We start from the raw sequence: 21,434 nt of genomic DNA, 5'->3' as shown, positions 1-21,434 counted from the left end.
CTTGCGCAGTGCTGCGCCCATTTCTTCCGTATGCACCCGTATGCGCAGGTCAGAGCCGCAGTCAAACCTGCCCCGCAGTCTCGAAGGACGTAACAGCCATGGCCGCCACCCCTCAGGATCCCGTCGTCACGCCCCGCCGCAAGGTGAGCCGTCACCGCGGCGAGGGCCAGTGGGCCGTAGGCCACTTCACCCCGCTCAACGGCAACGAGCAGTTCAAGAAGGACGACGACGGTCTCAATGTGCGGACACGCATTGAGACGGTCTACTCGAAGCGGGGATTCGACTCGATCGACCCCAACGACCTGCGCGGCCGGATGCGTTGGTGGGGTCTGTACACCCAGCGCAAGCCCGGGATCGACGGCGGCAAGACCGCGATCCTGGAGCCGGAGGAGCTGGACGACAAGTTCTTCATGCTGCGGGTGCGGATCGACGGTGGCCGGCTGACCACCGAGCAGCTCCGGGTCATCGGCGAGATCTCGCAGGAGTTCGCGCGCGGCACCGCCGATCTCACCGACCGTCAGAACGTCCAGTACCACTGGATCCGCATCGAGGACGTCCCGGAGATCTGGGAGCGCCTGGAGGCCGTCGGCCTGTCCACGACCGAGGCCTGCGGTGACACGCCCCGCGTCATCCTCGGCTCGCCCGTCGCCGGCATCGCCGAGGACGAGATCATCGACGGCACCCCGGCCATCGAGGAGATCCACCGCCGGGTCATCGGCAACAAGGACTTCTCCAACCTGCCCCGCAAGTTCAAGACCGCGATCTCCGGCTCGCCGCTGCTGGACGTGGCGCACGAGATCAACGACGTCGCCTTCGTCGGCGTGAACCACCCGGAGCACGGCCCCGGCTTCGACCTCTGGGTCGGCGGCGGCCTCTCCACCAACCCGAAGATCGGTCAGCGCCTGGGCGCCTGGGTGCCGCTCGACGAGGTGGCGGACGTCCACATCGGCGTCCTGTCGATCTTCCGTGACTACGGATACCGGCGGCTGCGCAACCGCGCCCGTCTGAAGTTCCTGGTCGCCGACTGGGGCGTGGAGAAGTTCCGCCAGGTCCTGGAGGACGAGTACCTGAAGCGCAAGCTGGTCGACGGTCCCGCCCCCGACCAGCCCGTCGCCCGCTGGCGCGACCACGTCGGAGTGCACCGGCAGCAGGACGGCCGGTACTACGTCGGCTTCGCCCCGCGCGTCGGCCGCGTCGACGGCGCCACCCTGACGAAGATCGCCGAGCTGGCCGAGGCGCACGGCTCGGGCCGGCTGCGCACCACCGTCGAGCAGAAGATGATCGTGCTCGACGTGGAGCAGGCGCAGATCGACTCGCTCGTCGAGGGCCTGGAGGCTCTCGACCTGACCGCCCGCCCCTCCACCTTCCGGCGCGGCACGATGGCCTGCACCGGCATCGAGTACTGCAAGCTCGCGATCGTCGAGACCAAGGCGCGCGGTGCCTCCCTGATCGACGAACTCGAGCGCCGCATCCCCGAGTTCGACGAGCCCATCACCATCAACATCAACGGCTGCCCCAACGCCTGCGCCCGTATCCAGGTCGCGGACATCGGTCTCAAGGGCCAGCTGGTCCTCGCCGAGAACGGTGAGCAGGTCGAGGGTTACCAGGTGCACCTGGGCGGCGCGCTCGGCCTGGAAGCCGGATTCGGCCGCAAGGTCCGTGGCCTGAAGGTCACTTCGGACGAGCTGCCCGACTACATCGAGCGTGTCCTGAAGCGTTTCCAGGCGGAGCGCGAGGACGACGAGCGCTTCGCCGCCTGGGCCGCGCGTGCCTCCGAGGAGGCGCTGTCGTGAGCGAGCGTGCCGCGCCGTTCTACTGCCCCTACTGCGGAGACGAAGACCTGCGACCCAGCGAAGAGGGCCACGGCGCGTGGGAATGCGCGGCGTGCAACCGAGCCTTCCAGCTGAAGTTCCTGGGACTGCTGTCCCGGGGCGTCCAGCGGGAAGAGCGTGGAGGGGCGGAGATATGACGGCCATTCGGCAAGAGCGCGCGGGCGAGGACTTGAAGAGCCTGGCCGAGCGGGCGGGGCGCGACCTGGAGGACGCCTCCGCGCTGGAGATCCTCCGGTGGGCGGTGGACACCTTCGGCGGGAAGTTCTGCGTGACCTCCTCCATGGAGGACGCGGTCGTCGCCCATCTCGCCTCCCGCGCCCGGCCCGGTGTGGACGTGGTGTTCCTCGACACCGGCTACCACTTCCCGGAGACCATCGGCACCCGTGACGCGGTCGAGGCCGTGATGGACGTCAACGTCATCACCCTGACCCCGCGTCGGAGCGTTGCCGAGCAGGACGCCGAGCACGGGCCGAAGCTGCACGACCGCGACCCCGACCTGTGCTGCGCCCTGCGCAAGGTCAAGCCGCTCGAAGAGGGCCTGACCGCGTACGACGCCTGGGCGACGGGGCTGCGCCGCGACGAGTCGGAGACCCGGGCGAACACCCCGGTCGTCGGCTGGGACGAGAAGCGGCGGAAGGTCAAGATCTCACCCATCGCCCGCTGGACGCAGGCGGACGTGGACGCGTACGTCGCCGAGCACGGGGTCCTCACCAACCCGCTGCTGACGGACGGTTACGCCTCCGTCGGCTGCGCGCCGTGCACCCGCCGGGTGCTGGAGGGCGAGGACGCGCGCGCCGGCCGCTGGGCGGGCCGCGCCAAGACCGAGTGCGGGCTGCACGGATGACGACGACCACGACGGACACCGCGCCCGGCGCGGACCCCACGATTTCCCAGGAGCGGCAAGTGACGAGCGGAGCCACTGTCTGGCTCACGGGTCTGCCGAGTGCCGGCAAGACCACCATCGCCTACGAACTGGCGGGCCGGCTCCGCGAGGAGGGCCACCGCGTCGAGGTCCTCGACGGTGACGAGATCCGCGAGTTCATCTCGGCGGGCCTCGGCTTCAGCCGCGAGGACCGGCACACCAACGTGCAGCGCATCGGCTTCCTGGCCGAACTGCTGGCCCGCAACGGCGTGAAGGCGCTCGTCCCTGTCATCGCTCCGTACGCGGACAGCCGCGAGGCGGTGCGCGGGCGCCACCAGGAGAACGGGACGACGTACCTGGAGGTGCACGTGGCGACCCCGGTCGAGGTGTGCTCCGTACGGGATGTGAAGGGTCTGTACGCCAAGCAGGCCGCGGGCGAGCTCACGGGGCTGACCGGGGTCGACGACCCGTACGAGGCGCCCGAGTCGCCCGACCTGCGCATCGAGTCGCACACCCAGACCGTGCAGGAGTCCGCCGCCGCGCTGCACGCGCTGCTCACCGAGAAGGGTCTCGCATGACGACCGTCGCCAGTGTCTCCGAGGAGACCGAGAGCAGCCCCTACGCGCTGTCGCACCTGGACGCGCTGGAGTCGGAGGCCGTCCACATCTTCCGTGAGGTGGCGGGTGAGTTCGAGCGGCCGGTGATCCTGTTCTCCGGTGGCAAGGACTCGATCGTGATGCTGCATCTGGCGCTGAAGGCGTTCGCCCCGGCGGCGGTCCCCTTCACGCTGCTGCACGTGGACACCGGGCACAACTTCCCCGAGGTCCTCGAGTACCGCGACCGGACGGTGGAGCGGCACGGGCTGCGGCTGCACGTCGCCTCGGTGCAGGACTACATCGACCGCGGTGTGCTGCGTGAGCGCCCCGACGGGACGCGTAATCCGCTGCAGACGCTGCCGCTGACGGAGAAGATCCAGTCCGAGCGTTTCGACGCCGTGTTCGGCGGCGGACGCCGTGACGAGGAGAAGGCGCGGGCCAAGGAGCGGGTGTTCTCGCTGCGGGACGAGTTCTCGCAGTGGGATCCGCGCCGCCAGCGCCCCGAACTGTGGAACCTCTACAACGGCCGTCACGCGCCGGGTGAGCACGTGCGGGTCTTCCCGCTGTCGAACTGGACCGAGCTGGACGTGTGGCAGTACATCGCCCGTGAGGGCATCGAGCTGCCCGACATCTACTTCGCCCACGAGCGCGAGGTCTTCCAGCGGTCGAACATGTGGCTGACCGCGGGCGAGTGGGGCGGACCGAAGGACGGCGAGACCGTGGAGAAGCGGCTCGTGCGCTACCGGACGGTGGGTGACATGTCCTGCACCGGCGCCGTCGACTCCGACGCGACCACGCTGGAGCAGGTGATCACCGAGATCGCCGCGTCCCGGCTCACCGAGCGGGGCGCGACCCGCGCCGACGACAAGATGTCCGAGGCCGCGATGGAAGACCGCAAGCGCGAGGGGTACTTCTAGACATGACCAGCACCACCGAACCCGCCGAGCCCCTGTCGGTCGAACAGCTGACGGCGACCACCCTGCTGCGTTTCGCGACCGCGGGCTCCGTCGACGACGGCAAGTCCACCCTGGTCGGACGCCTGCTGCACGACTCCAAGTCGATCCTCACCGACCAGCTGGAGGCCGTCGAGCACGCCTCGCGCAACCGCGGCCAGGACACCCCCGACCTCGCTCTGCTCACCGACGGCCTGCGCGCGGAGCGCGAGCAGGGCATCACCATCGACGTCGCCTACCGCTACTTCGCCACCGCCCGGCGCCGGTTCATCCTGGCCGACACCCCCGGGCACGTGCAGTACACCCGCAACATGGTCACCGGCGCCTCCACCGCCGACCTGGCCGTCGTACTCGTCGACGCCCGCAACGGCGTCATCGAGCAGACCCGCCGCCACGCCGCGGTGGCCGCCCTGCTGCGCGTCCCGCACGTGGTCCTGGCCGTCAACAAGATGGACCTCGTCGAGTACAAGGAGTCGGTGTTCGCGGCGATCGCCGAGGAGTTCACCGCCTACGCCTCCGAGCTGGGCGTCCCCGAGATCACCGCGATCCCGATCTCCGCGCTCGCCGGTGACAACGTGGTGGACGCCTCCGCCAACATGGACTGGTACGGCGGCCCCACCGTCCTAGAGCACCTGGAGACCGTCCCGGTCAGCCACGACCTGGCACACTGCCACGCCCGGCTGCCCGTGCAGTACGTGATCCGCCCGCAGACCGCGGAGCACCCCGACTACCGCGGCTACGCCGGACAGATCGCGGCCGGCTCGTTCCGGGTCGGCGAGAGCGTCACCGTGCTGCCGTCGGGACGCACCACGAAGGTCGCCGGGATCGACCTGCTGGGCAAGCCGGTCGACATCGCCTGGACCCCGCAGTCGGTGACCCTCCTGCTGGAGGACAACATCGACGTCTCGCGCGGTGATCTGCTCGTGCCGAGCAAGGACGCGCCGCCGACCACGCAGGACGTCGAGGCGACCGTCTGCCACGTGGCCGACGAACCGCTCACCGTCGGCCACCGGGTGCTGCTCAAGCACGGCACCCGCACGGTCAAGGCGATCGTCAAGGACATCCCGTCCCGGCTGACCCTGGACGACCTCTCGCTGCACCCGCACCCGGGCCGGCTGGTCGCCAACGACATCGGCCGCGTCAAGATCCGCACCGCCGAACCGCTGCCCCTGGACTCCTACGCCGACTCCCGGCGCACCGGCGCGTTCATCCTCATCGACCCCGCCGACGGCACCACCCTCACCGCGGGCATGGTCGGCGAGTCCTTCGCGGCTCCGCAGCCGGTCAAGGACGAGTCCGACGACGACGGCTGGGACTTCTGACATGAACCCCGTCGACATCTACTCCACGTTCGCGAAGGAGGGCGGCCGCGTCGGCAGCGGCGCCCTCGGCAGCGGGCAGGGCGGAGTGGCGCGATGTGCGCGATGACGTACGCGCACTGCCTGCGCGCCCTCACCCCCCACCGCCTGCACGAACGAAGACCTGCCGACCTCCCGGCCACGACCTGAGAAAGGCGTGACCGCCGGGCCAACGAGAGGAAACCCTCCCGTGCCTGCCATCCGCTCCACGCGCACCAAGCTGCTGGGCCGCGGCATAGCCCTCGTCACCGCTCTCCCCCTGCTCGCGCTCGCCGCGTGCAGCTACGGATCCGAGGCCAAGGACGACAACTCCGCGGCCAAGGTCGCCGTCGGCTCGAAGAAGATCGACGGACTCGACTCCGTGAAGATCGGCTACTTCGGCAACCTGACGCACGCCACCGCGCTGGTCGGCAACCAGAAGGGCTTCTTCCAGAAGGAGCTCGGCGCCACGGCCGCGAAGTACCAGATCTTCAACGCCGGGCCCTCGGAGATCGAGGCGCTCAACTCGGGCTCCATCGACATCGGCTGGATCGGTCCGTCGCCGTCCATCAACGGATTCACCAAGTCCGAGGGCAAGAGCCTCAGGATCATCGGCGGTTCGGCCTCGGGCGGCGTCAAGCTCGTGGTGAACCCCAAGAAGATCACGTCCCTGAAGGACGTCAAGGGCAAGAAGATCGCGACGCCGCAGCTCGGCAACACGCAGGACGTCGCGTTCCTCAACTGGGCCGCGGAGCAGGGCTGGAAGGTCGACGCCCAGAGCGGCAAGGGTGATGTGTCGGTCGTCCGCACCGACAACAAGATCACTCCGGACGCCTACAAGTCCGGCTCCATCGACGGCGCCTGGGTGCCGGAGCCGACCGCGTCCAAGCTGGTCGCCGAGGGCGGCAAGGTACTGCTCGACGAGTCGGACCTGTGGCCCGACAAGAAGTTCGTGATCACGAACATCATCGTGTCGCAGAAGTTCCTCAAGGAGCACCCGAAGGTCGTCGAGGCGGTCCTCAAGGGCTCGGTCGCGACCAACAAGTGGATCAACGCCAACCCGGACGAGGCGAAGGCCTCGGCGAACAAGCAGCTGGAGGCCGACTCCGGCAAGGCGCTGCCGGCCGACGTCCTCGACCCGGCCTGGAAGTCCATCCAGATCACCAACGACCCGCTGGCCTCCACGCTGAACAGCGAGGCGGACCACGCGGTGAAGGCCGGTCTCCTGGACAAGCCGAACCTGACCGGCATCTACGACCTGACGCTCCTGAACAAGGTCCTCGCCGCCGCCGGCGAGAGCACGGTCGACGACGCCGGTCTCGGCGTCAAGTAAGCCCGTATCCCGATGAGTTCCCAGGAGGTGACGACCATGGCAACGACACTCGCCAAGGCCGCCGACGGCGCCGACACGACGGAGTACGCCGCCCGCATCGAGCACGTCTCGAAGTCCTTCGCCGGACCCGCGGGACCCCAGCTCGTCCTCGACGACATCACCCTCGATGTCGCGCCGGGCGAGTTCGTCACCCTCCTGGGGGCCTCGGGGTGCGGCAAGTCCACACTGCTGAACCTGGTGGCGGGGCTGGACAAGCCCTCCGCCGGCACCATCACGACCAACGGGCGCCCGGCTCTGATGTTCCAGGAGCACGCCCTCTTCCCGTGGCTGACCGCGGGCAAGAACATCGAACTCGCCCTGAAACTGCGGGGAGTTGCGAAGGCCGAGCGGCGCGGGCGCGCCGAGGAGCTGCTCGAACTCGTCCGGCTGAAGGGCGCGTACGGCAAGCGGGTGCACGAGCTGTCCGGCGGTATGCGCCAGCGCGTGGCGCTCGCCCGGGCGCTCGCCCAGGACAGCCAGATCCTGCTGATGGACGAGCCGTTCGCGGCGCTGGACGCCATCACCCGGGACGTCCTGCACGACGAACTGACGCGGATCTGGCGGGAGACGGGACTGTCCGTCCTCTTCGTCACCCACAACGTCCGCGAGGCCGTGCGGCTCGCCCAGCGCGTGGTCCTGCTGTCCTCCCGCCCGGGGCGCATCGCCCGCGAGTGGACGGTGGACATCCCGCAGCCGCGCCGCATCGAGGACGCCCCCGTGGCGGAACTGTCCATCGAGATCACCGAAGAACTGCGTGGGGAGATCCGCCGTCATGGCCAGCACTGAGACGAAGTCGGACGCGGCCGTCAAGGACAACGACGGGCTGGGCGGTCTGGAGGCGGGCCTCGACGCGCTGGAGTCCTCCGTGGCCGGCCGCAGCTCCTTCGGCACGACGTTCCGGGAGAAGGTGCTCCCGCCGCTGGTCGCGTTCGTGATCGTCGTGGCGGCCTGGCAGGCGCTGATCACCTTCAGGATCGTCGACGACCCGACCAAGCTGCCCTCGCCGTCCGAGGTCTGGAGCGAGGTCAAGAACGCCTGGCTCCAGGGCACGCTGCTCGACTACATCTGGACCAGCGTCTCGCGCGGTCTGCTCGGCTTCCTGTTCGCCCTGGTGATCGGGACCCCGCTGGGCCTGCTGGTGGCCCGGGTGAAGTTCGTGCGCGCCGCGATCGGCCCGATCCTGTCGGGCCTGCAGTCCCTGCCCTCGGTGGCCTGGGTGCCGCCTGCGGTGATCTGGCTGGGTCTGAACAACTCGATGATGTACGCGGTGATCCTGCTCGGCGCCGTCCCGTCGATCGCCAACGGGCTGGTGTCGGGCGTGGACCAGGTGCCGCCGCTTTTCCTGCGGGCGGGCCGCACGATGGGCGCGACGGGTCTGCGCGGGACCTGGCACATCGTGATGCCGGCCGCGCTGCCCGGCTATCTGGCCGGTCTGAAGCAGGGCTGGGCGTTCTCCTGGCGCTCCCTGATGGCCGCGGAGATCATCGCCTCCTCCCCCGACCTCGGCGTGGGACTCGGCCAACTGCTGGAGAACGGCCGCAACGCCAGCTCCATGCCGATGGTCTTCCTCGCCATCTTCCTCATCCTGTTCGTCGGCATCGCCATCGACCTGATCGTCTTCAGCCCGGTGGAGCGGTGGGTGCTGCGCAGCCGCGGACTCCTGGTGAAGGGCTGACACCGTCATGAGCAGGCCGGAGCGTCCCGTCCTCGTCGTCATCGCCCACGGCAGCCGCGATCCGCGGCACGCCGCGACGGTGCATGCCCTGGTACGAAGGGTGCGCGCCCAGCGCCCCGGCCTGCGCGTGGAGACCGGCTTCCTGGACTTCAACATCCCTTCCGTGCAGGGGGTGCTGAACTCCCTGGCGGCCGAGGGCGTTCGCGATGTGGTGGCCCTGCCGCTGCTGCTGACCCGGGCCTTCCACGCCAAGTCGGACATCCCGGCGGTGCTGCGCCAGGCACCGTCGCGGCTGCGGATCCGGCAGGCGGAGGTGCTCGGCCCGTCCCCGCTGCTGACGGCCGCGCTCGAACGCCGGCTGTACGAGGCCGGGCTGACGCCCGCCGACAAGTCCTCGACCGGGGTCGTACTGGCCTCGGCGGGGTCCACCGACCCGGAGGCGATCGCGGTGATCGCAGAAATCGCGCGGGAGTGGCGGCACACCGGTTGGTGCGCCGTGCGGCCCGCGTTCGCCTCCGCATCCCTTCCCCGCACCGAGGACGCCGTCCGTGAGCTGCGCGCCCTCGGCTGCGAACGCGTCGCCGTCGCGCCGTACGTCCTGGCCCCCGGCTTCCTGCCGGACCGCATCGCCCGGGGCGCCGCCGCGGCGGACGTGCTCGCCGACGTCCTCGGTCCCGCGCCGGAGGTCGCGCGGGTCCTGCTGGACCGGTACGACGAGGCGCGGATGCCGTCCTTGGCGGCGGTCGGCGCCTGACCTCGAAGGCGGGGCCTTCGCGGCGGCCTGCGGATGGCGCACCGGAAACCCGGCTGCCGCCCGACGCCCGTGTGTGGTGCAATTCCCGGAACCGCCAGGCCGGTCCGACGGGCGATCCGGCGGGGCCCGTCACCGTCGGCACCGCAAAACGGGCGAGGAGCGAGAGTTCGTGAAGGTCCTGGTGATCGTCGCCGTCTGCATCGTCGGGTATCTGGTCGCCGGCCAGTGCGCATGGGTTCTTTACGGCTGGATCAAGTACGGGAAGGCACTCTGGCTGACCCCCTGGGGTATGCGGGAGGCCGTGGAGGACCGGATGCCGACGGACGACTCCGGGCTCCCTCTGGCGCTGTTCCTATGGGTCCTCATGTCCGTCGCATGGCCGTTCCCGCTCGGTATGACCGTGTCCGAGGACCTGCGGGAACGGCGGGAGCGCCTGGAGCAGCGGAAGCGGGAGGCGCGGCAGTTGTGGCGGAGCCGGTCTCGTCTGCCGTCCGCGGCTCCCTTCGAGGCGCGGCCGGACGCCCCTGACGACTGAGGCTTTCCCGGCGGAACGATCCGCGTGCGGCGGTTGTGAACCACCCCGCGTCCCGGTCCGTGCAGTGCGAGGGCTCGGACAACCGCTCCGCCGTGACACCGCGACCCATGCGGGCATACGGCGGGTCATTCTTCGGCGGAGTTGAACGGGGTGCCCTGGTGGAAGTACAGGAGCCACTCGGTGCCGGTTCGGCGCCACAGCGAACTCCGATGCGCCCGGCGGCCGTTGTTGTCGGTGTCGAAGGTCAGGTGGACCAGGTCGGGGGCGAGCTGCACCCCTTTCATGCGCGAGGTCGTGATGCGGCCGCCGTCCTCCATCCCGGCGGCCAGCGACGCGACGGTCGAGGCGCGGTCCCAGACGCGGCCGGACGCGCCGAACTCGCGGAAGCCGGGGTGCAGCAGCGCGGCGACGAGGTCGGCCGAGCGGCGGACCGTCGGGTCGAGCAGGCGCAGTTCGCTCTCGATGGCGGCCTCGACGGCGGCATTGCGCTCAAGCACCGGTCAGCTCCTCCAGTTTGACGACCGTGTTCCAGTTGCGTGTGGTGACGAGGACGCCCTTGAGCAGTCTGGGCTTCGCCAGGGCCTCGGCGAGCTTGGAGCGGCCGAGGCCGTCGGGTGCGTAGAGGTAGAGGACGCGGTCGCCGAGGCGGAACTCCTCGGGGAGGAAGGCCGCGGGCTCGACGGAGACGAAGCGCTCGGCGTCGACGGGCCCCGAGAAGTAGGTGACGTGCAGTTGCCTGCCCTCCAGCTCGGCGGCCGGGAACGGGCAGGCCTCCCTGACGGCCCGCAGGTACGCGTGATCGCGGACGAGTACGCCGACGCCGAAGCCGAAGTGCTTCTCGATGGCGCCCGAGAGCTCCTCGGCGAGGGACTCCTCGTCCCCGCCGTCGCTGCTGAACACCGCGTTTCCGCTCTGGAGATAGGTACGGACGTCGCCGTACCCGAGTCCTTCCATCAGGGTGCGCAGCTCGGCCATCGGCACCTTTTTCGCGCCGCCCACGTTGATGCCGCGCAACAGCGCCGCGTACGTCGTCGTCATCCGAACACCATAGGCCGGGTGCCGCGCCCCCGAGGGTGGGCACGACGGCCGTACCCGTGGGGCCGCCCGCCAGGCTTCCCGCAACAGGGCCGGTCCCTGAGCGGCACCCCCGAGAAGTGCCGTTAGGTGTAAGGGGCTTCCGTCCTCCCCAGTGCGGAGAAGGCGGGGTCCGCGGGGAGGAGCGGGAGGTCCGGCAGTTCACCGGACAGTACGAGGAGACGCGCTTATCGGGCCCATACCTTCAATACGAAAGGTGGCGGCAGGGGCTGTCACCGTGCTCAAGGGGGCAGGCCCGTCATGGGGAACGCAGACACACGGGTGCGCGGCATCGCCGCGCGAGCAGGCGGCTGGAGCGCCCGCCACCGATGGGCGGCCGTCGGAATCTGGGTGCTGTTCGTCGTCCTGGCGATGGGCCTCGGCTCCGCGGCGGGCCGCGTCGACGTCAAGGAGAGCGACCAGCTCAAGGGCGAGACACACACCGCGGCCAAGATCATCGAGGACGCCGACATCAAGGAGCCGGCCAGTGAGACGGTCCTGATCCAGGCGAAGGACGCGGGCACGAAGGCCACGGACGCCGAGTTCAGGAGCGCGGTCGCCGCGGTCGTCGAGGCGGTCGGCGCCACCGGCAAGGTCACGGACGTGACCTCCCCGTACGACACGAAGACGATCTCGAAGGACGGGCGCAGCGCGCTCGTCCAGTTCGAGATGCGCGGCGACTCGGAGACGGCGGGCGACCGTGTCGAGCCCGTGCTGAACGCCGTCAAGGGCGTGCAGAAGGACCACGCCGGGCTGCGGATCGAGGAGATCGGCGGCGCGAGCATGATGAAGCAGTACGACGACGCGTTCGGCGACGACTTCCAGAAGGCCGAACTCTCCGCCGTCCCCGTGGCGCTGGGCATCCTGCTGATCGCGTTCGGCGCGCTCGTGGCGGCATTGCTGCCGGTGGCCCTCGCGGTCACCGCGATCATGGCGACGATGGGCCTGATGGGCCTCGTCAGCCATCTGATGCCGATGAGCGACACGGCCAACTCCGTGATGCTGCTGGTGGGTCTGGCCGTCGGCGTCGACTACTGCCTGTTCTATCTGCGGCGTGAGCGCGAGGAGCGCGAGGCCGGACGTGACGCCGGTACGGCCCTGCGGATCGCCGCCGCGACCAGTGGCCGCGCCATCATCGTCTCCGGAGTCACCGTGTGCGTGGCGATGGCGGGCATGCTGTTCACCGGGCTCGCCGAGTTCGAGGCGATGGGCCTGGCCTCCCTGATGGTCGTGGCCGTCGCCATGGTCGGCTCGGTCACCGTGCTGCCCGCGCTGCTCTCCCTGCTCGGCGACCGCGTCGAGAAGGGCCGCCTTCCGTTCCTGCGCCGGGCCAAGCGGCGCGGCGCGAACGACGGCCGCAGCAACCGCCGCCCGGCCGAAGAGGGCAGCCGGTTCTGGAGCGCCGTCCTGCGCGTCGTGCTCGCCAGGCCCGCGATCTCCCTGGTCGTCGCGACGGGCGCCCTGCTCGCCGTGGCCGCTCCGGCGCTCGGCATGAAGACCCAACAGCTCACCCTCGACAAGGAGTTCGGCGACTCGCTGGCGATCGTCGGCACCTACAACCGGGTCAACGAGGCCTTCCCCGGCGGCTCCGAGCCGGCCGAGGTGGTCGTCAAGGCGCGGGACATCGACGCGGCCGATGTGAAGGCGGCGCTCGCCGACTTCCGTGCGGCGGCGGTCAGTTCGGGTGCCTCGCGCGGTCCGGTCGACATCAAGGTGCACGCGGAGCACAACGTCGCCTTCGTCTACGTCCCGCTGGTCGGCGGCTCCGACCAGGACAAGGCGGAGAAGAGCCTGGAGCTGCTGCGCGACAAGGTGCGCCCGCAGACACTCGGCAAGGTCGACGGGCTTCAGGCCCCCATCACCGGTCAGGTGGCGGGATCGCACGACTTCAACGACCAGCTCGTCGGCTCGGTGACCCCGGTGTTCGCCTTCGTGGTCGTGTTCGCCTTCGTCCTGATGCTGCTCTCCTTCCGCTCGCTGACGATCGCGATCACCTCGATCGTGCTCAACCTCCTTTCGGTGGCGGCCGCCTACGGCATCCTGGTCGCCGTCTTCCAGCACGGCTGGGGTGCCTCCCTGGTGGGCGCGGAGGGCGTCGGCGCCATCGTCGCCTGGCTGCCGCTGTTCCTCTTCGTGATCCTCTTCGGGCTCTCGATGGACTACCACGTGTTCGTGGTCTCCCGGATCCGTGAGGCCCGGCTGCGCGGCCGCAGCACCAAGGACGCGATCCGGCACGGGGTGGTCACCACGGCCGGTGTCGTCACCAGCGCCGCCGTCATCATGGTCGCCGTCTTCGCGATCTTCGGAACGCTGTCCATGCAGTCCATGAAGCAGATGGGTGTGGGCCTGGCGGCCGCGGTGCTCATCGACGCGACGATCATCCGGGGTGTCCTGCTCCCCGCGGTGATGGCGCTGCTCGGCGAGCGCAACTGGTACCTGCCGAAGTGGCTGAACCGGATGCCCGACCTCACCCACGACGAGGCCCCCGAGGCGGTCGCGCCGCCGGTGCTCCAGGGCGAGCGGGCCGGGGTCTAGGCCCCGTCCCGGCCGACCGCCGGGAGAACCGCACACCACCAGGGCCTGTCGGTCTCCTCCTCCCGGAGGGGCCGACAGGCCCTTCGCCGTGTCCGGCCTGGGGAAATGCGAGACTGGCCGACGGACGGCGCGCACCCGGAGCCGTCGTACGCGAGGGCCGCGCGGGCGGCATACGAGCACACGGAGGCGAGCGATGGACGAGGCACGGGCGCGGGACGTACTGGCCGCGGCGAAGGTGCTGCCGGGACCGGTACGGGACGCGTCGCTCCTCGCCCTCGGCGAGAACGCGGTGTTCGGCGCCGGTGACCTGGTCGTCAAGGTGGGGCGCGACGCCGAACTCCACGACCGGGCACGCCGGGAACTGGCCGTCGCCGCCTGGCTCGCCGAGTCGGGCGTCCCCGCGGTGCGGGCCGCCGAGCCGGAAGCGCTGCTGGTCGACGGACACCCCGTGACGGTGTGGCACCGGCTGCCCGACGCCGTCCGCCCCGCCGAACCGCGCGATCTGGCCGGGCTGCTGCGGGTGGTGCACGCGCTGCCCTCCCCCTCGTTCGCGCTGCCGCCCCGCGAACTCCTCGGCGGCGTGGAGCGCTGGCTGCGTCTGGCGGGCGACGCGATCGCCCCCGCGGACGCGGCGTATCTGCGGGAGCGGCGCGACGGCTTCGCCGCGGCGGCCGCCGCGCTCACCCCGCAGCTCCCGCCGGGCCCGATCCACGGCGACGCGCTGCCCCGCAACGTCCATGTCGGCCCGCAGGGGCCGGTCCTGGTCGACCTGGAGACCTTCGCCGCGGACCTGCGGGAGCACGACCTGGTGGTCATGGCCCTGTCCCGCGACCGCTACGGGCTTCCCGCCGAGGCCTACGACTCCTTCACCGAGACGTACGGCTGGGACGTCCGGGCGTGGGAGGGCTGCTCGGTGCTCCGGGGTGCCCGCGAGACCGCGAGCTGCGCCTGGGTCGCCCAGCACGCGCCGACGAACCCGAAGGCGCTGGCCGAGTTCGGACGCCGGGTGGCGTCACTGCGGGACGGCGACGAGACGGTGCGCTGGTACCCGTTCTGACCTGCCACCGGGATGCCCGTCCAGGGCCGCCCTGAGGTCAGGTTCCCATCCGGGGCCGCCCGGGATGCCAGGTGCCCGACCGGATGCCGGGTGCCCGCCTGCCCAGGGCGGCACGAGGGGCGCGCCCCGGCCCCCGGTCGGGTCAGACGTGTTCGTCCGCCAGGTCCCGCAGCGGCCAGGTGCCGTCCACCACCGCGTCCGTCTCGCCCTTGCGACGCAGGAAGGACTGGAAGTCCGCCGCCCATTCCGCGTACCACTCGATCTGGCGCCGGTGCAGCTCGACGGGACCGAGGGCCGCGACCTTGGGGTGGCGGCCGGCTATCGCGCAGGCGAGCCGGGCGGCGGCGAGGGCGTCGGCCGAGGCGTCGTGGGCGGAGTCCAGGACCACCCCGTACTCGGTGCAGACCGCCTCCAGGTTGCGCTTGCCCCGGCGGTACCGGTCCACGGAGCGGTCGATCGTGTACGGGTCGATGACCGGTGCCGGGTCCACGCCGCCGAGCCGCTCGCTGAGCGAGGGCAGTCCGTATCTCCGCAGCTCGGCGGAGAGCAGCGTGAGGTCGAAGGCGGCGTTGTACGCGACGACCGGGACGCCGGTGCGCCAGTAGGTGACGAGGACTCCGGCGATGGCGTCGGCGACCTCGTCCGCGGGGCGGCCCTCGGCGGTCGCGCGCTCGTTGGTGATCCCGTGCACGGCCACCGCGTCGACCGGGATCTCCACGCCCGGATCGGCCAGCCATTCGCGGCGGCCCAGCGGCTCTCCGCCCTTGACCTCTATCACGGCGCCCGTGACGATGCGCGACTCGCGCGGATCGGTCCCGGTCGTCTCCAGGTCGAAGCCGATCAGCAGCTCCCGGTGCCAGCCCATGGGTGGCCCCCCTTCTTCGTGGTGCTTTCCCCCAGTGGTCTCCACGATCCCACGGGCCACTGACAATCCGGGGACCGCGTTCCATCAGACCGGACGAAACGGCCTTTCAGGACACAGGCCGCGAATCGGCCCAAGCCACCTCGAACTCCTCGCGATAGGTGGGGAAGAGCCCCTCCTCGCCGATCTCGTCCGGTTTGAGCACCCGGCTTCCGCCGCGCAGCACCAGGACCGGCGCCTCCATGCCCCGCGTTCGGCGCAGATAGGACTGCACGACCGCGATGCCGTCCGAGCCGTCCCCGTCGACGAGGTACGCGGTGAAGCGGGGCGTCTCGTCGTACACCTGGATCTCGAAGGCGTCCGGGTCGCGCAGCCGGGACCGCACCCGGCGCATGTGCAGGATGTTCATCTCGACCGCGCGGCTGAGCTCGCCGCGTCTGATGCCGAGTTCGCGTTCGCGCCGCTTGACCGCGCTGGACGCGGGGTTCAGGAACAGCAGCCGTGTCCGGCAGCCGGACTCGGCGAGGCGGACCAGCCGGCGCCCGGAGAAGTTCTGCACCAGCAGGTTCAGGCCGATGCCGATCGCGTCGAGCCGGCGGGATCCGCCGAAGAGGTCCTCGGCGGGGAACTGGCGCAGCAGCCGCACGCGGTCGGAGTGCACCCCGACGACGTCCGCGTAGCGGTCGCCCACGAGTTCCTCGACGGCGTCCACGGGCAGCCGGCGCGCGGAGGGCACATCGCTCCCGGCGCCCAGGATCTCCAGAAGTTTCGCCGCCGCCCGCTCGGCCTGGCTCAGGACGGCCTCGGACAGCGCCCGGTTGCGCGAGACGACGTTCCGGGTCACTTCCAGCTCGTCCAGGGCGAGTTCGACGTCCCTGCGCTCGTCGAAGTACGGCTCGAAGCACGGCCAGTGCTGCACCATCAGCTCGCGCAGCTGGGGCAACGTGAGGAAACTCAGCACATTGTCGTCCGCCGGGTCGAGCAAGTAGCCCTTGCGGCGGCTGACTTCGCGTACGGCGACGGCGCGCTGCACCCATTCCTGGCCGGCCGGGCCGGCGGCGGCGACCACCCAGTCGTCGCCGTGGACGGGTTCGTAGACGGGCCGGAGAACAGCGGCCACGACCGCGCGCAGCCGCTGTTCGACCAGGTTCAGCCAGATGTAGGCGCGCCCGGCTCGCTGGGCGCGCGTACGCACCTCGCTCCAGGCGTCGGCGCCCCAGTCCAGTTCCGGTCCAATGGATCCCATTTCCATCGGCCGCGCCAGGGACACCGCGCCGGGCGGGACATCCGTGGAGTTCCCCTCGTGACCCTCGTCACCAGGAGGCAGCTCCAGCCCTCCCGAGCCCACCCGCGCACCGCCTTCCGCTCCCCCGAGCACTCCCCAGGGGCCAGGCCCCAATCAACGATCAAGGAAGGGTACTCCGGGAGCGGCGAGCGGTGCAGCCCGATGCACATGTCGTTTCCCAACTACCTTGGTTCGACATGCCCGTTCTGGTTGGCGAGCTCCGGAGGAGTGAGCGGATTCATAGCGGTCACGTCACGCGGGGCGATGGAGAATCCCTGCCAGTGGACCGGCATCGGCTGCTGGTCCTCGTCCCGGGCGACGTGGTGGAAACCCACGTTGACCCAGGCCACGGGGTGGGTGAGCGTCTGCCCGTCGACCCACTTGTCGACGGACTTTCCGTGCCCGGCACCGCAGTTGCGCAGGTTGTCGCTCGCGAACTGCTCACACTTGTTGTACTCGGTGAAGTAGATGTCGTGCTTGGTGAAGGAACGGCCGAGGTACTTGGTGGTCGCGCCCGGGACGAACTCGTACGAGCGTGCGTGGTTGTCCTTGTTCTTGCCGGAGTTGCTGACGATCCGCCACCAGCGCATGTTCTTGGCGTCGCCGGCGAGTTCCTTGCCGACCTTGGTGACCGTGGTCTTGTTGCTGGGGGCCTCCTGGCCCTGCGCGGGCGGGCTGACCACCGAGTCGTACTGCTCGACCTTCGCCTTGGACGAGCCGTCCAGGCCGAAGTTGAGCCGCCAGAAGACGTTGTGGCTGTGGCTCGTGGCGTAGTCCTTGGCGCCCTTGCCCAGCGGCCAGCCGCGGCCGTCGCCCGCGTCGTAGTCGAAGGGCGAGAGGCTGCCGGTGGCGCCGACGTTCATGTTGAGGGTGCCGTCGTCCTGGAAGCGCCACTCGGTGATGTACTCGTACCAGCCGACCTTGTTGACGGTGTAGACGAGCAGGTCCTTGCCCTGCTTCTGGAAGACCTTGTTCCCGGTCTCGGACTCCATCCGGTAGGCGTGGCCGCGTGAACGGGTCGTGGTGCACAGGCCCTTGACGTTCGCGTGCTCGGGGTCCCAGGCGTCGGGGACCTTGACCGTCTTGATGGCGCCGCCGGGGCACTCGGCGGGGACCATGTCGACCAGTCCCTGGCCGAAGCCCGCGCCGGTCAGGTCGCTGTACTCGACCGAGCCGTCGTCGTAGGGGACGTCGATCTGGGCGAGCTTGGCCGTGCTCAGGACCTTGATCGGCTGGGCCTCGCCGGGGGGCTGGTAGGAGATGTTCTCCAGGACGAGCCCCGCCTCGCTCTCGTAGTGCCAGCACATCCGCCAGGTGGTGCCGGTGGCGAGCTTCTGCTCGATCCGGTAGGCGGCGCTGCAGTCGGCGGCCGGGGCGGGAGCGGACCTGGGCTGGGCGACGGCCGGTCCCGCGGCCGTCGTCGCGCCGGCGGCCAGGGCGAGCGCCGAGAGGCCCACGGCGGCCCGGCTGCGGGCATGGCTGTTTCTGTTGACGCGCATGAAGAAACGACTCCTTGCGGAAAGCTGTGAAGGTGGGAAGGAAGGACGGGCGGCGCTCAGCCGAGCTTGCCGACCTTGCGGGCGCTCAGGTCGATCACCAGGTCACGGCTGTCGATCCAGGGCCCGTTCTTGACCTTCGGGAAGAGCCGCACGCACCGGTGCTCGCCACAGGCGCCGAGGGCGGCGGGGGCGCCGGAGGTCGCGCGGTAGACCATGCTGTTGAGCATCAGCTGGTCGGGCGAGGTGAGTTCCTTGCCGGTCGCGTCCTTGAAGTCGGCCTTCAGGCCGGCGCCGAGCGGATCGGCGATCAGCAGCTGGGCGGCCTCGGTCATCTCGTCACGGCTGATCGGCGGCTGCACGCCGTGCTGGACGCCCGTCCGGTCGACCTTCCCGGTGTCGAGGTCGACGGTCTTGGTGACGAGCGTGTCGTCCTTGTAGTCGTAGAACGTGATGTCGGCGCGGCGAGGCGCGTTCGGGTTGTCCAGATCGGCCGTGTCGGGTTCGGCGAGGTCGACTCCGATGCGCTGTGGTCCGCGCGCGCCCTCGACGTTCTCGCTGGAGTCGAAGAGCGCCCGGTTCACCGCGATCCGCTCGGCGCGCCGCATCTCGTCGTCGGTCAGCGGGTCACGGCCCTTGCCCTTGCGGCCCTCGGCCGGCGCCCGCTCGACGACGCCGGGCCGCACGGCTCCGCCCGCCGCGTCCTGCCCCGCCTGCTGCGCGGTCCCGCCGCTTGCGCCGCTCCCGCTCGTCCCGCCCGATTCGTCGGCCCCCGCCGACCCCGGAAGGGTGACTCCGATCATCACGGCCGTCCCGGCCACCGCGATGGCCGCACCCGCCACCACCTTGCCCAGATGGCGGTGCACTATCTTGCGCACATTTCCCCCTACTCCCCCTACGTCCCCAGGAGTCGTTCGAGTCCCACTGGTTCGGCATACGCGATATGCCTGGTCGCGGGGTAAGAGGGATGTAAGTCATGTGAGGTTCCATCACTTTCGGGGAGACTCGGCTCGGACTCGCCCCCCAGGGGCTCGGCACTACTGGAAGAGTCATATCCATGCAGGTCTGGCCTGGTGAGGCGTATCCACTCGGTGCCACGTACGACGGCGCCGGCACCAATTTCGCGGTCTTCTCGGAGGCCGCCGACCGTATTGAGCTGTGCCTTCTGCACGACGACGGCTCGGAGACGGCCGTGGAACTGCGGGAGACCGACGCGTTCGTGCGCCACGCGTACCTGCCCGGTGTCATGCCCGGACAGCGGTACGGCTTCCGGGTGCACGGGCGGTACGCGCCCGAACGCGGGCAGCGCGCCAATTCCGCGAAACTGCTGCTCGACCCGTACGCGCGAGCGATCGCGGGCTCCGTCAGCTGGGGCGAGGAGGTGTACGGCTATCCGTTCGGTTCACCCGACAAGCGCAACGACCTCGACTCGGCGCCGCACACCATGTCGTCGGTCGTGGTCAACCCGTACTTCGACTGGGGCGACGACCGGCGCCCCCGAACGGAGTACCACCACACGGTGATCTACGAGGCCCATGTGAAGGGCCTCACGATGCTGCATCCGGAGCTCCCGGACGAACTGCGCGGCACGTACGCGGCGCTCGCGCACCCGGCGATCATCGGACACCTGACGAAGCTGGGCGTCACGGCACTGGAGCTGATGCCCGTACACCAGTTCGTGAACGACCACCGGCTGGTCGACATGGGTCTCAACAACTACTGGGGCTACAACACGATCGGCTTCTTCGCCCCGCACAACGCCTACGCCTCCTGGGGCGACCGGGGACAGCAGGTCCTGGAGTTCAAGTCGGCCGTCCGGGCGCTGCACGAGGCCGGTATCGAGGTCATTCTCGACGTGGTCTACAACCACACGGCCGAGGGCAACCACCTGGGACCGACGCTTTCCTTCAGGGGCCTCGACAACGCCTCGTACTACCGTCTGGCGGACGACCCCCGCTACTACATGGACACCACGGGCACCGGCAACTCGCTCCTGATGCGCTCCCCGCACGTGCTCCAGCTCATCATGGACTCGCTGCGCTACTGGGTCACCGAGATGCACGTGGACGGCTTCCGCTTCGACCTCGCGGCCACCCTGGCCCGGCAGTTCCACGAGGTGGACCGGCTGTCGTCGTTCTTCGACCTCGTCCAGCAGGACCCGGTGGTCTCCCAGGTGAAACTGATCGCCGAGCCCTGGGACGTCGGCGAGGGCGGCTATCAGGTGGGCAACTTCCCCCCTCTGTGGACGGAGTGGAACGGCAAGTACCGCGACACCGTGCGGGACCTGTGGCGCGGTGAGCCGCGCACGCTGGCCGAGTTCGCGTCCCGGCTGACCGGCTCCTCCGACCTGTACCAGGACGACGGACGCCGTCCGCTGGCCTCCATCAACTTCGTGACCTGTCACGACGGCTTCACCCTGAACGACCTCGTGTCGTACAACAACAAGCAGAACCAGGCCAACGGCGAGGACAACCGGGACGGCGAGAGCCACAACCGCTCCTGGAACTGCGGCGCCGAGGGTGAGACGGACGACCCGGACGTGCTGGCGCTGCGGGCCCGGCAGCGGCGCAACTTCATCGCCACCCTGATGCTCTCCCAGGGTGTGCCGATGCTCAGCCACGGCGACGAGTTCGCGCGCTCCCAGGGCGGCAACAACAACGCGTACTGCCAGGACAGCGAGCTGGCCTGGGTGCCGTGGCCCGAGGAGGACTGCGAGCTCCTCGCCTTCACGCGCGCGATGGTGTGGCTGCGCCGGGACCATCCCGTCTTCCGGCGGCGGCGCTTCTTCCACGGGCGGCCCGTCCAGGGCACCCACGACGAGCTCTCCGACATCGCGTGGTTCACCCCGGAGGGCCAGGAGATGACCCAGCGCGACTGGGGTTCCGCCCAGGCCCGGGCGCTGTCCGTGTTCCTCAACGGCAACGCGATCTCCGAGCCGGGCGCGCGCGGGGAGCGCATCGCCGACGACTCCTTCCTGCTGATGTTCAACGCCTCCCCCGAGCCCCTGGAATTCGTCGTGCCGGTCGACCACGGACGCCAGTGGCAGGTCGTCGTGGACACGTCCCTCCCGGAGGGAGTGGCCCCGGGTACGGGCGCGAAGGTCGCGGCCAGTGACCGGCTGACCCTGGTCGACCGGAGCATGACGGTGCTCCAGCGGCCCGCCTAGGACCGCCTCTTCCCCTCCCCGCGCGCGTGGGTCCGCGTCGTGG

The 21,434-nt window shown here is 70.2% G+C and carries 20 protein-coding genes; 14 read left to right on the top strand and 6 right to left on the bottom strand.

Annotated features, from left to right (window positions below; translation table 11 throughout):
• Positions 1–98: 98 nt before the first annotated feature.
• The 11 genes from OG485_RS32405 to OG485_RS32355 all read left to right on the top strand — a co-directional run bounded on the left by OG485_RS32405 (position 99) and on the right by OG485_RS32355 (position 9,916).
• Positions 99–1,793 (top strand): nitrite/sulfite reductase, encoded by a 1,695-nt coding sequence (locus OG485_RS32405; RefSeq protein WP_328672125.1) that lies wholly within the window; start codon positions 99–101, stop codon positions 1,791–1,793.
• A complete protein-coding gene (locus tag OG485_RS32400) occupies positions 1,790–1,969 on the top strand; it encodes a hypothetical protein (RefSeq protein WP_261704338.1) in 180 nt (59 codons plus the stop codon). Before OG485_RS32405 ends, OG485_RS32400 begins: the two co-directional genes overlap by 4 nt.
• Positions 1,966–2,676, top strand: a complete 711-nt coding sequence (locus tag OG485_RS32395; RefSeq protein ID WP_328672124.1) for a phosphoadenylyl-sulfate reductase — start codon at positions 1,966–1,968, stop codon at positions 2,674–2,676. Before OG485_RS32400 ends, OG485_RS32395 begins: the two co-directional genes overlap by 4 nt.
• Positions 2,673–3,272 (top strand): adenylyl-sulfate kinase, encoded by a 600-nt coding sequence (cysC, locus tag OG485_RS32390; protein WP_328672123.1) that lies wholly within the window; start codon positions 2,673–2,675, stop codon positions 3,270–3,272. The genes OG485_RS32395 and cysC overlap by 4 nt, the downstream gene beginning before the upstream one ends.
• On the top strand, positions 3,269–4,207 hold the full coding sequence (cysD, locus tag OG485_RS32385; RefSeq protein WP_328446894.1) for a sulfate adenylyltransferase subunit CysD: 939 nt from the start codon (positions 3,269–3,271) through the stop codon (positions 4,205–4,207). Before cysC ends, cysD begins: the two co-directional genes overlap by 4 nt.
• Before the next feature lie 2 nt (positions 4,208–4,209).
• A complete protein-coding gene (locus tag OG485_RS32380) occupies positions 4,210–5,565 on the top strand; it encodes a sulfate adenylyltransferase subunit 1 (protein WP_328672122.1) in 1,356 nt (451 codons plus the stop codon).
• Between the two features lie 226 nt (positions 5,566–5,791).
• Positions 5,792–6,913 (top strand): aliphatic sulfonate ABC transporter substrate-binding protein, encoded by a 1,122-nt coding sequence (locus OG485_RS32375; RefSeq protein WP_328672121.1) that lies wholly within the window; start codon positions 5,792–5,794, stop codon positions 6,911–6,913.
• A 36-nt stretch (positions 6,914–6,949) separates the two neighbouring features.
• On the top strand, positions 6,950–7,738 hold the full coding sequence (locus OG485_RS32370) for an ABC transporter ATP-binding protein (RefSeq protein WP_328672120.1): 789 nt from the start codon (positions 6,950–6,952) through the stop codon (positions 7,736–7,738).
• Positions 7,725–8,627 carry an ABC transporter permease gene (locus OG485_RS32365; protein WP_328672119.1) on the top strand — a complete coding sequence of 301 codons (903 nt, stop codon included), beginning with the start codon at positions 7,725–7,727 and terminating at the stop codon, positions 8,625–8,627. The genes OG485_RS32370 and OG485_RS32365 overlap by 14 nt, the downstream gene beginning before the upstream one ends.
• Before the next feature lie 7 nt (positions 8,628–8,634).
• Positions 8,635–9,381 (top strand): sirohydrochlorin chelatase, encoded by a 747-nt coding sequence (locus tag OG485_RS32360; RefSeq protein WP_328672118.1) that lies wholly within the window; start codon positions 8,635–8,637, stop codon positions 9,379–9,381.
• A 169-nt stretch (positions 9,382–9,550) separates the two neighbouring features.
• Positions 9,551–9,916: a hypothetical protein gene (locus OG485_RS32355; RefSeq protein ID WP_328672117.1), complete on the top strand. Its 366-nt coding sequence runs from the start codon at positions 9,551–9,553 to the stop codon at positions 9,914–9,916.
• Positions 9,917–10,041: 125 nt separating this feature from the next.
• Here the strand turns inward: OG485_RS32355 and OG485_RS32350 are convergent, their stop codons facing one another.
• Together OG485_RS32350 and OG485_RS32345 are read right to left on the bottom strand one after the other, a co-directional pair.
• On the bottom strand, positions 10,042–10,413 hold the full coding sequence (locus tag OG485_RS32350) for a nuclear transport factor 2 family protein (RefSeq protein WP_328672116.1): 372 nt from the start codon (positions 10,411–10,413) through the stop codon (positions 10,042–10,044).
• Complete coding sequence (locus OG485_RS32345; protein ID WP_328672115.1) at positions 10,406–10,954, bottom strand: DUF1697 domain-containing protein; 549 nt, start codon at positions 10,952–10,954, stop codon at positions 10,406–10,408. The genes OG485_RS32350 and OG485_RS32345 overlap by 8 nt, the downstream gene beginning before the upstream one ends.
• Before the next feature lie 297 nt (positions 10,955–11,251).
• Here OG485_RS32345 and OG485_RS32340 point away from each other — a divergent pair, with 297 nt between their 5' ends.
• Positions 11,252–13,525, top strand: a complete 2,274-nt coding sequence (locus OG485_RS32340; protein WP_328672114.1) for an MMPL family transporter — start codon at positions 11,252–11,254, stop codon at positions 13,523–13,525.
• Positions 13,526–13,718: 193 nt separating this feature from the next.
• Positions 13,719–14,582: a phosphotransferase enzyme family protein gene (locus OG485_RS32335; protein ID WP_328672113.1), complete on the top strand. Its 864-nt coding sequence runs from the start codon at positions 13,719–13,721 to the stop codon at positions 14,580–14,582.
• Positions 14,583–14,724: 142 nt separating this feature from the next.
• Here OG485_RS32335 and OG485_RS32330 read toward each other — a convergent pair whose 3' ends face one another.
• From OG485_RS32330 to OG485_RS32315, 4 genes are all read right to left on the bottom strand, one after another.
• Complete coding sequence (locus tag OG485_RS32330; protein ID WP_328672112.1) at positions 14,725–15,447, bottom strand: 3'-5' exonuclease; 723 nt, start codon at positions 15,445–15,447, stop codon at positions 14,725–14,727.
• Positions 15,448–15,553: 106 nt separating this feature from the next.
• Positions 15,554–16,792, bottom strand: coding sequence for an SAV2148 family HEPN domain-containing protein (locus OG485_RS32325; protein ID WP_328672111.1), 1,239 nt, complete (start codon positions 16,790–16,792; stop codon positions 15,554–15,556).
• A gap of 119 nt (positions 16,793–16,911) precedes the next feature.
• Entirely contained in the window at positions 16,912–18,228 is a 1,317-nt protein-coding gene (locus OG485_RS32320) for a copper amine oxidase (RefSeq protein WP_328672110.1), read from the bottom strand.
• Between the two features lie 56 nt (positions 18,229–18,284).
• Positions 18,285–19,103, bottom strand: coding sequence for a Tat pathway signal sequence domain protein (locus OG485_RS32315; protein ID WP_328672109.1), 819 nt, complete (start codon positions 19,101–19,103; stop codon positions 18,285–18,287).
• Positions 19,104–19,282: 179 nt separating this feature from the next.
• Between OG485_RS32315 and glgX the strand changes: the two genes are divergently transcribed.
• Entirely contained in the window at positions 19,283–21,391 is a 2,109-nt protein-coding gene (glgX, locus tag OG485_RS32310) for a glycogen debranching protein GlgX (protein ID WP_328672108.1), read from the top strand.
• Positions 21,392–21,434 lie beyond the last annotated feature (43 nt).

The sequence above is a fragment of the Streptomyces sp. NBC_00328 genome (assembly GCF_036139655.1).
GTDB lineage: Bacteria > Actinomycetota > Actinomycetes > Streptomycetales > Streptomycetaceae > Streptomyces.
This window is presented reverse-complemented; position numbering and strand designations above follow the sequence as displayed.

What these genes read in the sequence shown, in the direction of transcription:
- OG485_RS32370 (WP_328672120.1), top strand. Translation starts at nt 6,950, where the DNA reads ATGGCAACGACACTCGCCAAGGCCGCCGACGGCGCCGACACGACGGAG.
- OG485_RS32340 (WP_328672114.1), top strand. Translation starts at nt 11,252, where the DNA reads ATGGGGAACGCAGACACACGGGTGCGCGGCATCGCCGCGCGAGCAGGC.
- OG485_RS32380 (WP_328672122.1), top strand. Translation starts at nt 4,210, where the DNA reads ATGACCAGCACCACCGAACCCGCCGAGCCCCTGTCGGTCGAACAGCTG.
- OG485_RS32360 (WP_328672118.1), top strand. Translation starts at nt 8,635, where the DNA reads ATGAGCAGGCCGGAGCGTCCCGTCCTCGTCGTCATCGCCCACGGCAGC.
- glgX (WP_328672108.1), top strand. Translation starts at nt 19,283, where the DNA reads ATGCAGGTCTGGCCTGGTGAGGCGTATCCACTCGGTGCCACGTACGAC.
- cysD (WP_328446894.1), top strand. Translation starts at nt 3,269, where the DNA reads ATGACGACCGTCGCCAGTGTCTCCGAGGAGACCGAGAGCAGCCCCTAC.
- OG485_RS32345 (WP_328672115.1), bottom strand. Translation starts at nt 10,954, where the DNA reads ATGACGACGACGTACGCGGCGCTGTTGCGCGGCATCAACGTGGGCGGC.
- OG485_RS32330 (WP_328672112.1), bottom strand. Translation starts at nt 15,447, where the DNA reads ATGGGCTGGCACCGGGAGCTGCTGATCGGCTTCGACCTGGAGACGACC.
- OG485_RS32335 (WP_328672113.1), top strand. Translation starts at nt 13,719, where the DNA reads ATGGACGAGGCACGGGCGCGGGACGTACTGGCCGCGGCGAAGGTGCTG.
- OG485_RS32395 (WP_328672124.1), top strand. Translation starts at nt 1,966, where the DNA reads ATGACGGCCATTCGGCAAGAGCGCGCGGGCGAGGACTTGAAGAGCCTG.
- OG485_RS32320 (WP_328672110.1), bottom strand. Translation starts at nt 18,228, where the DNA reads ATGCGCGTCAACAGAAACAGCCATGCCCGCAGCCGGGCCGCCGTGGGC.
- OG485_RS32365 (WP_328672119.1), top strand. Translation starts at nt 7,725, where the DNA reads ATGGCCAGCACTGAGACGAAGTCGGACGCGGCCGTCAAGGACAACGAC.
- cysC (WP_328672123.1), top strand. Translation starts at nt 2,673, where the DNA reads ATGACGACGACCACGACGGACACCGCGCCCGGCGCGGACCCCACGATT.
- OG485_RS32405 (WP_328672125.1), top strand. Translation starts at nt 99, where the DNA reads ATGGCCGCCACCCCTCAGGATCCCGTCGTCACGCCCCGCCGCAAGGTG.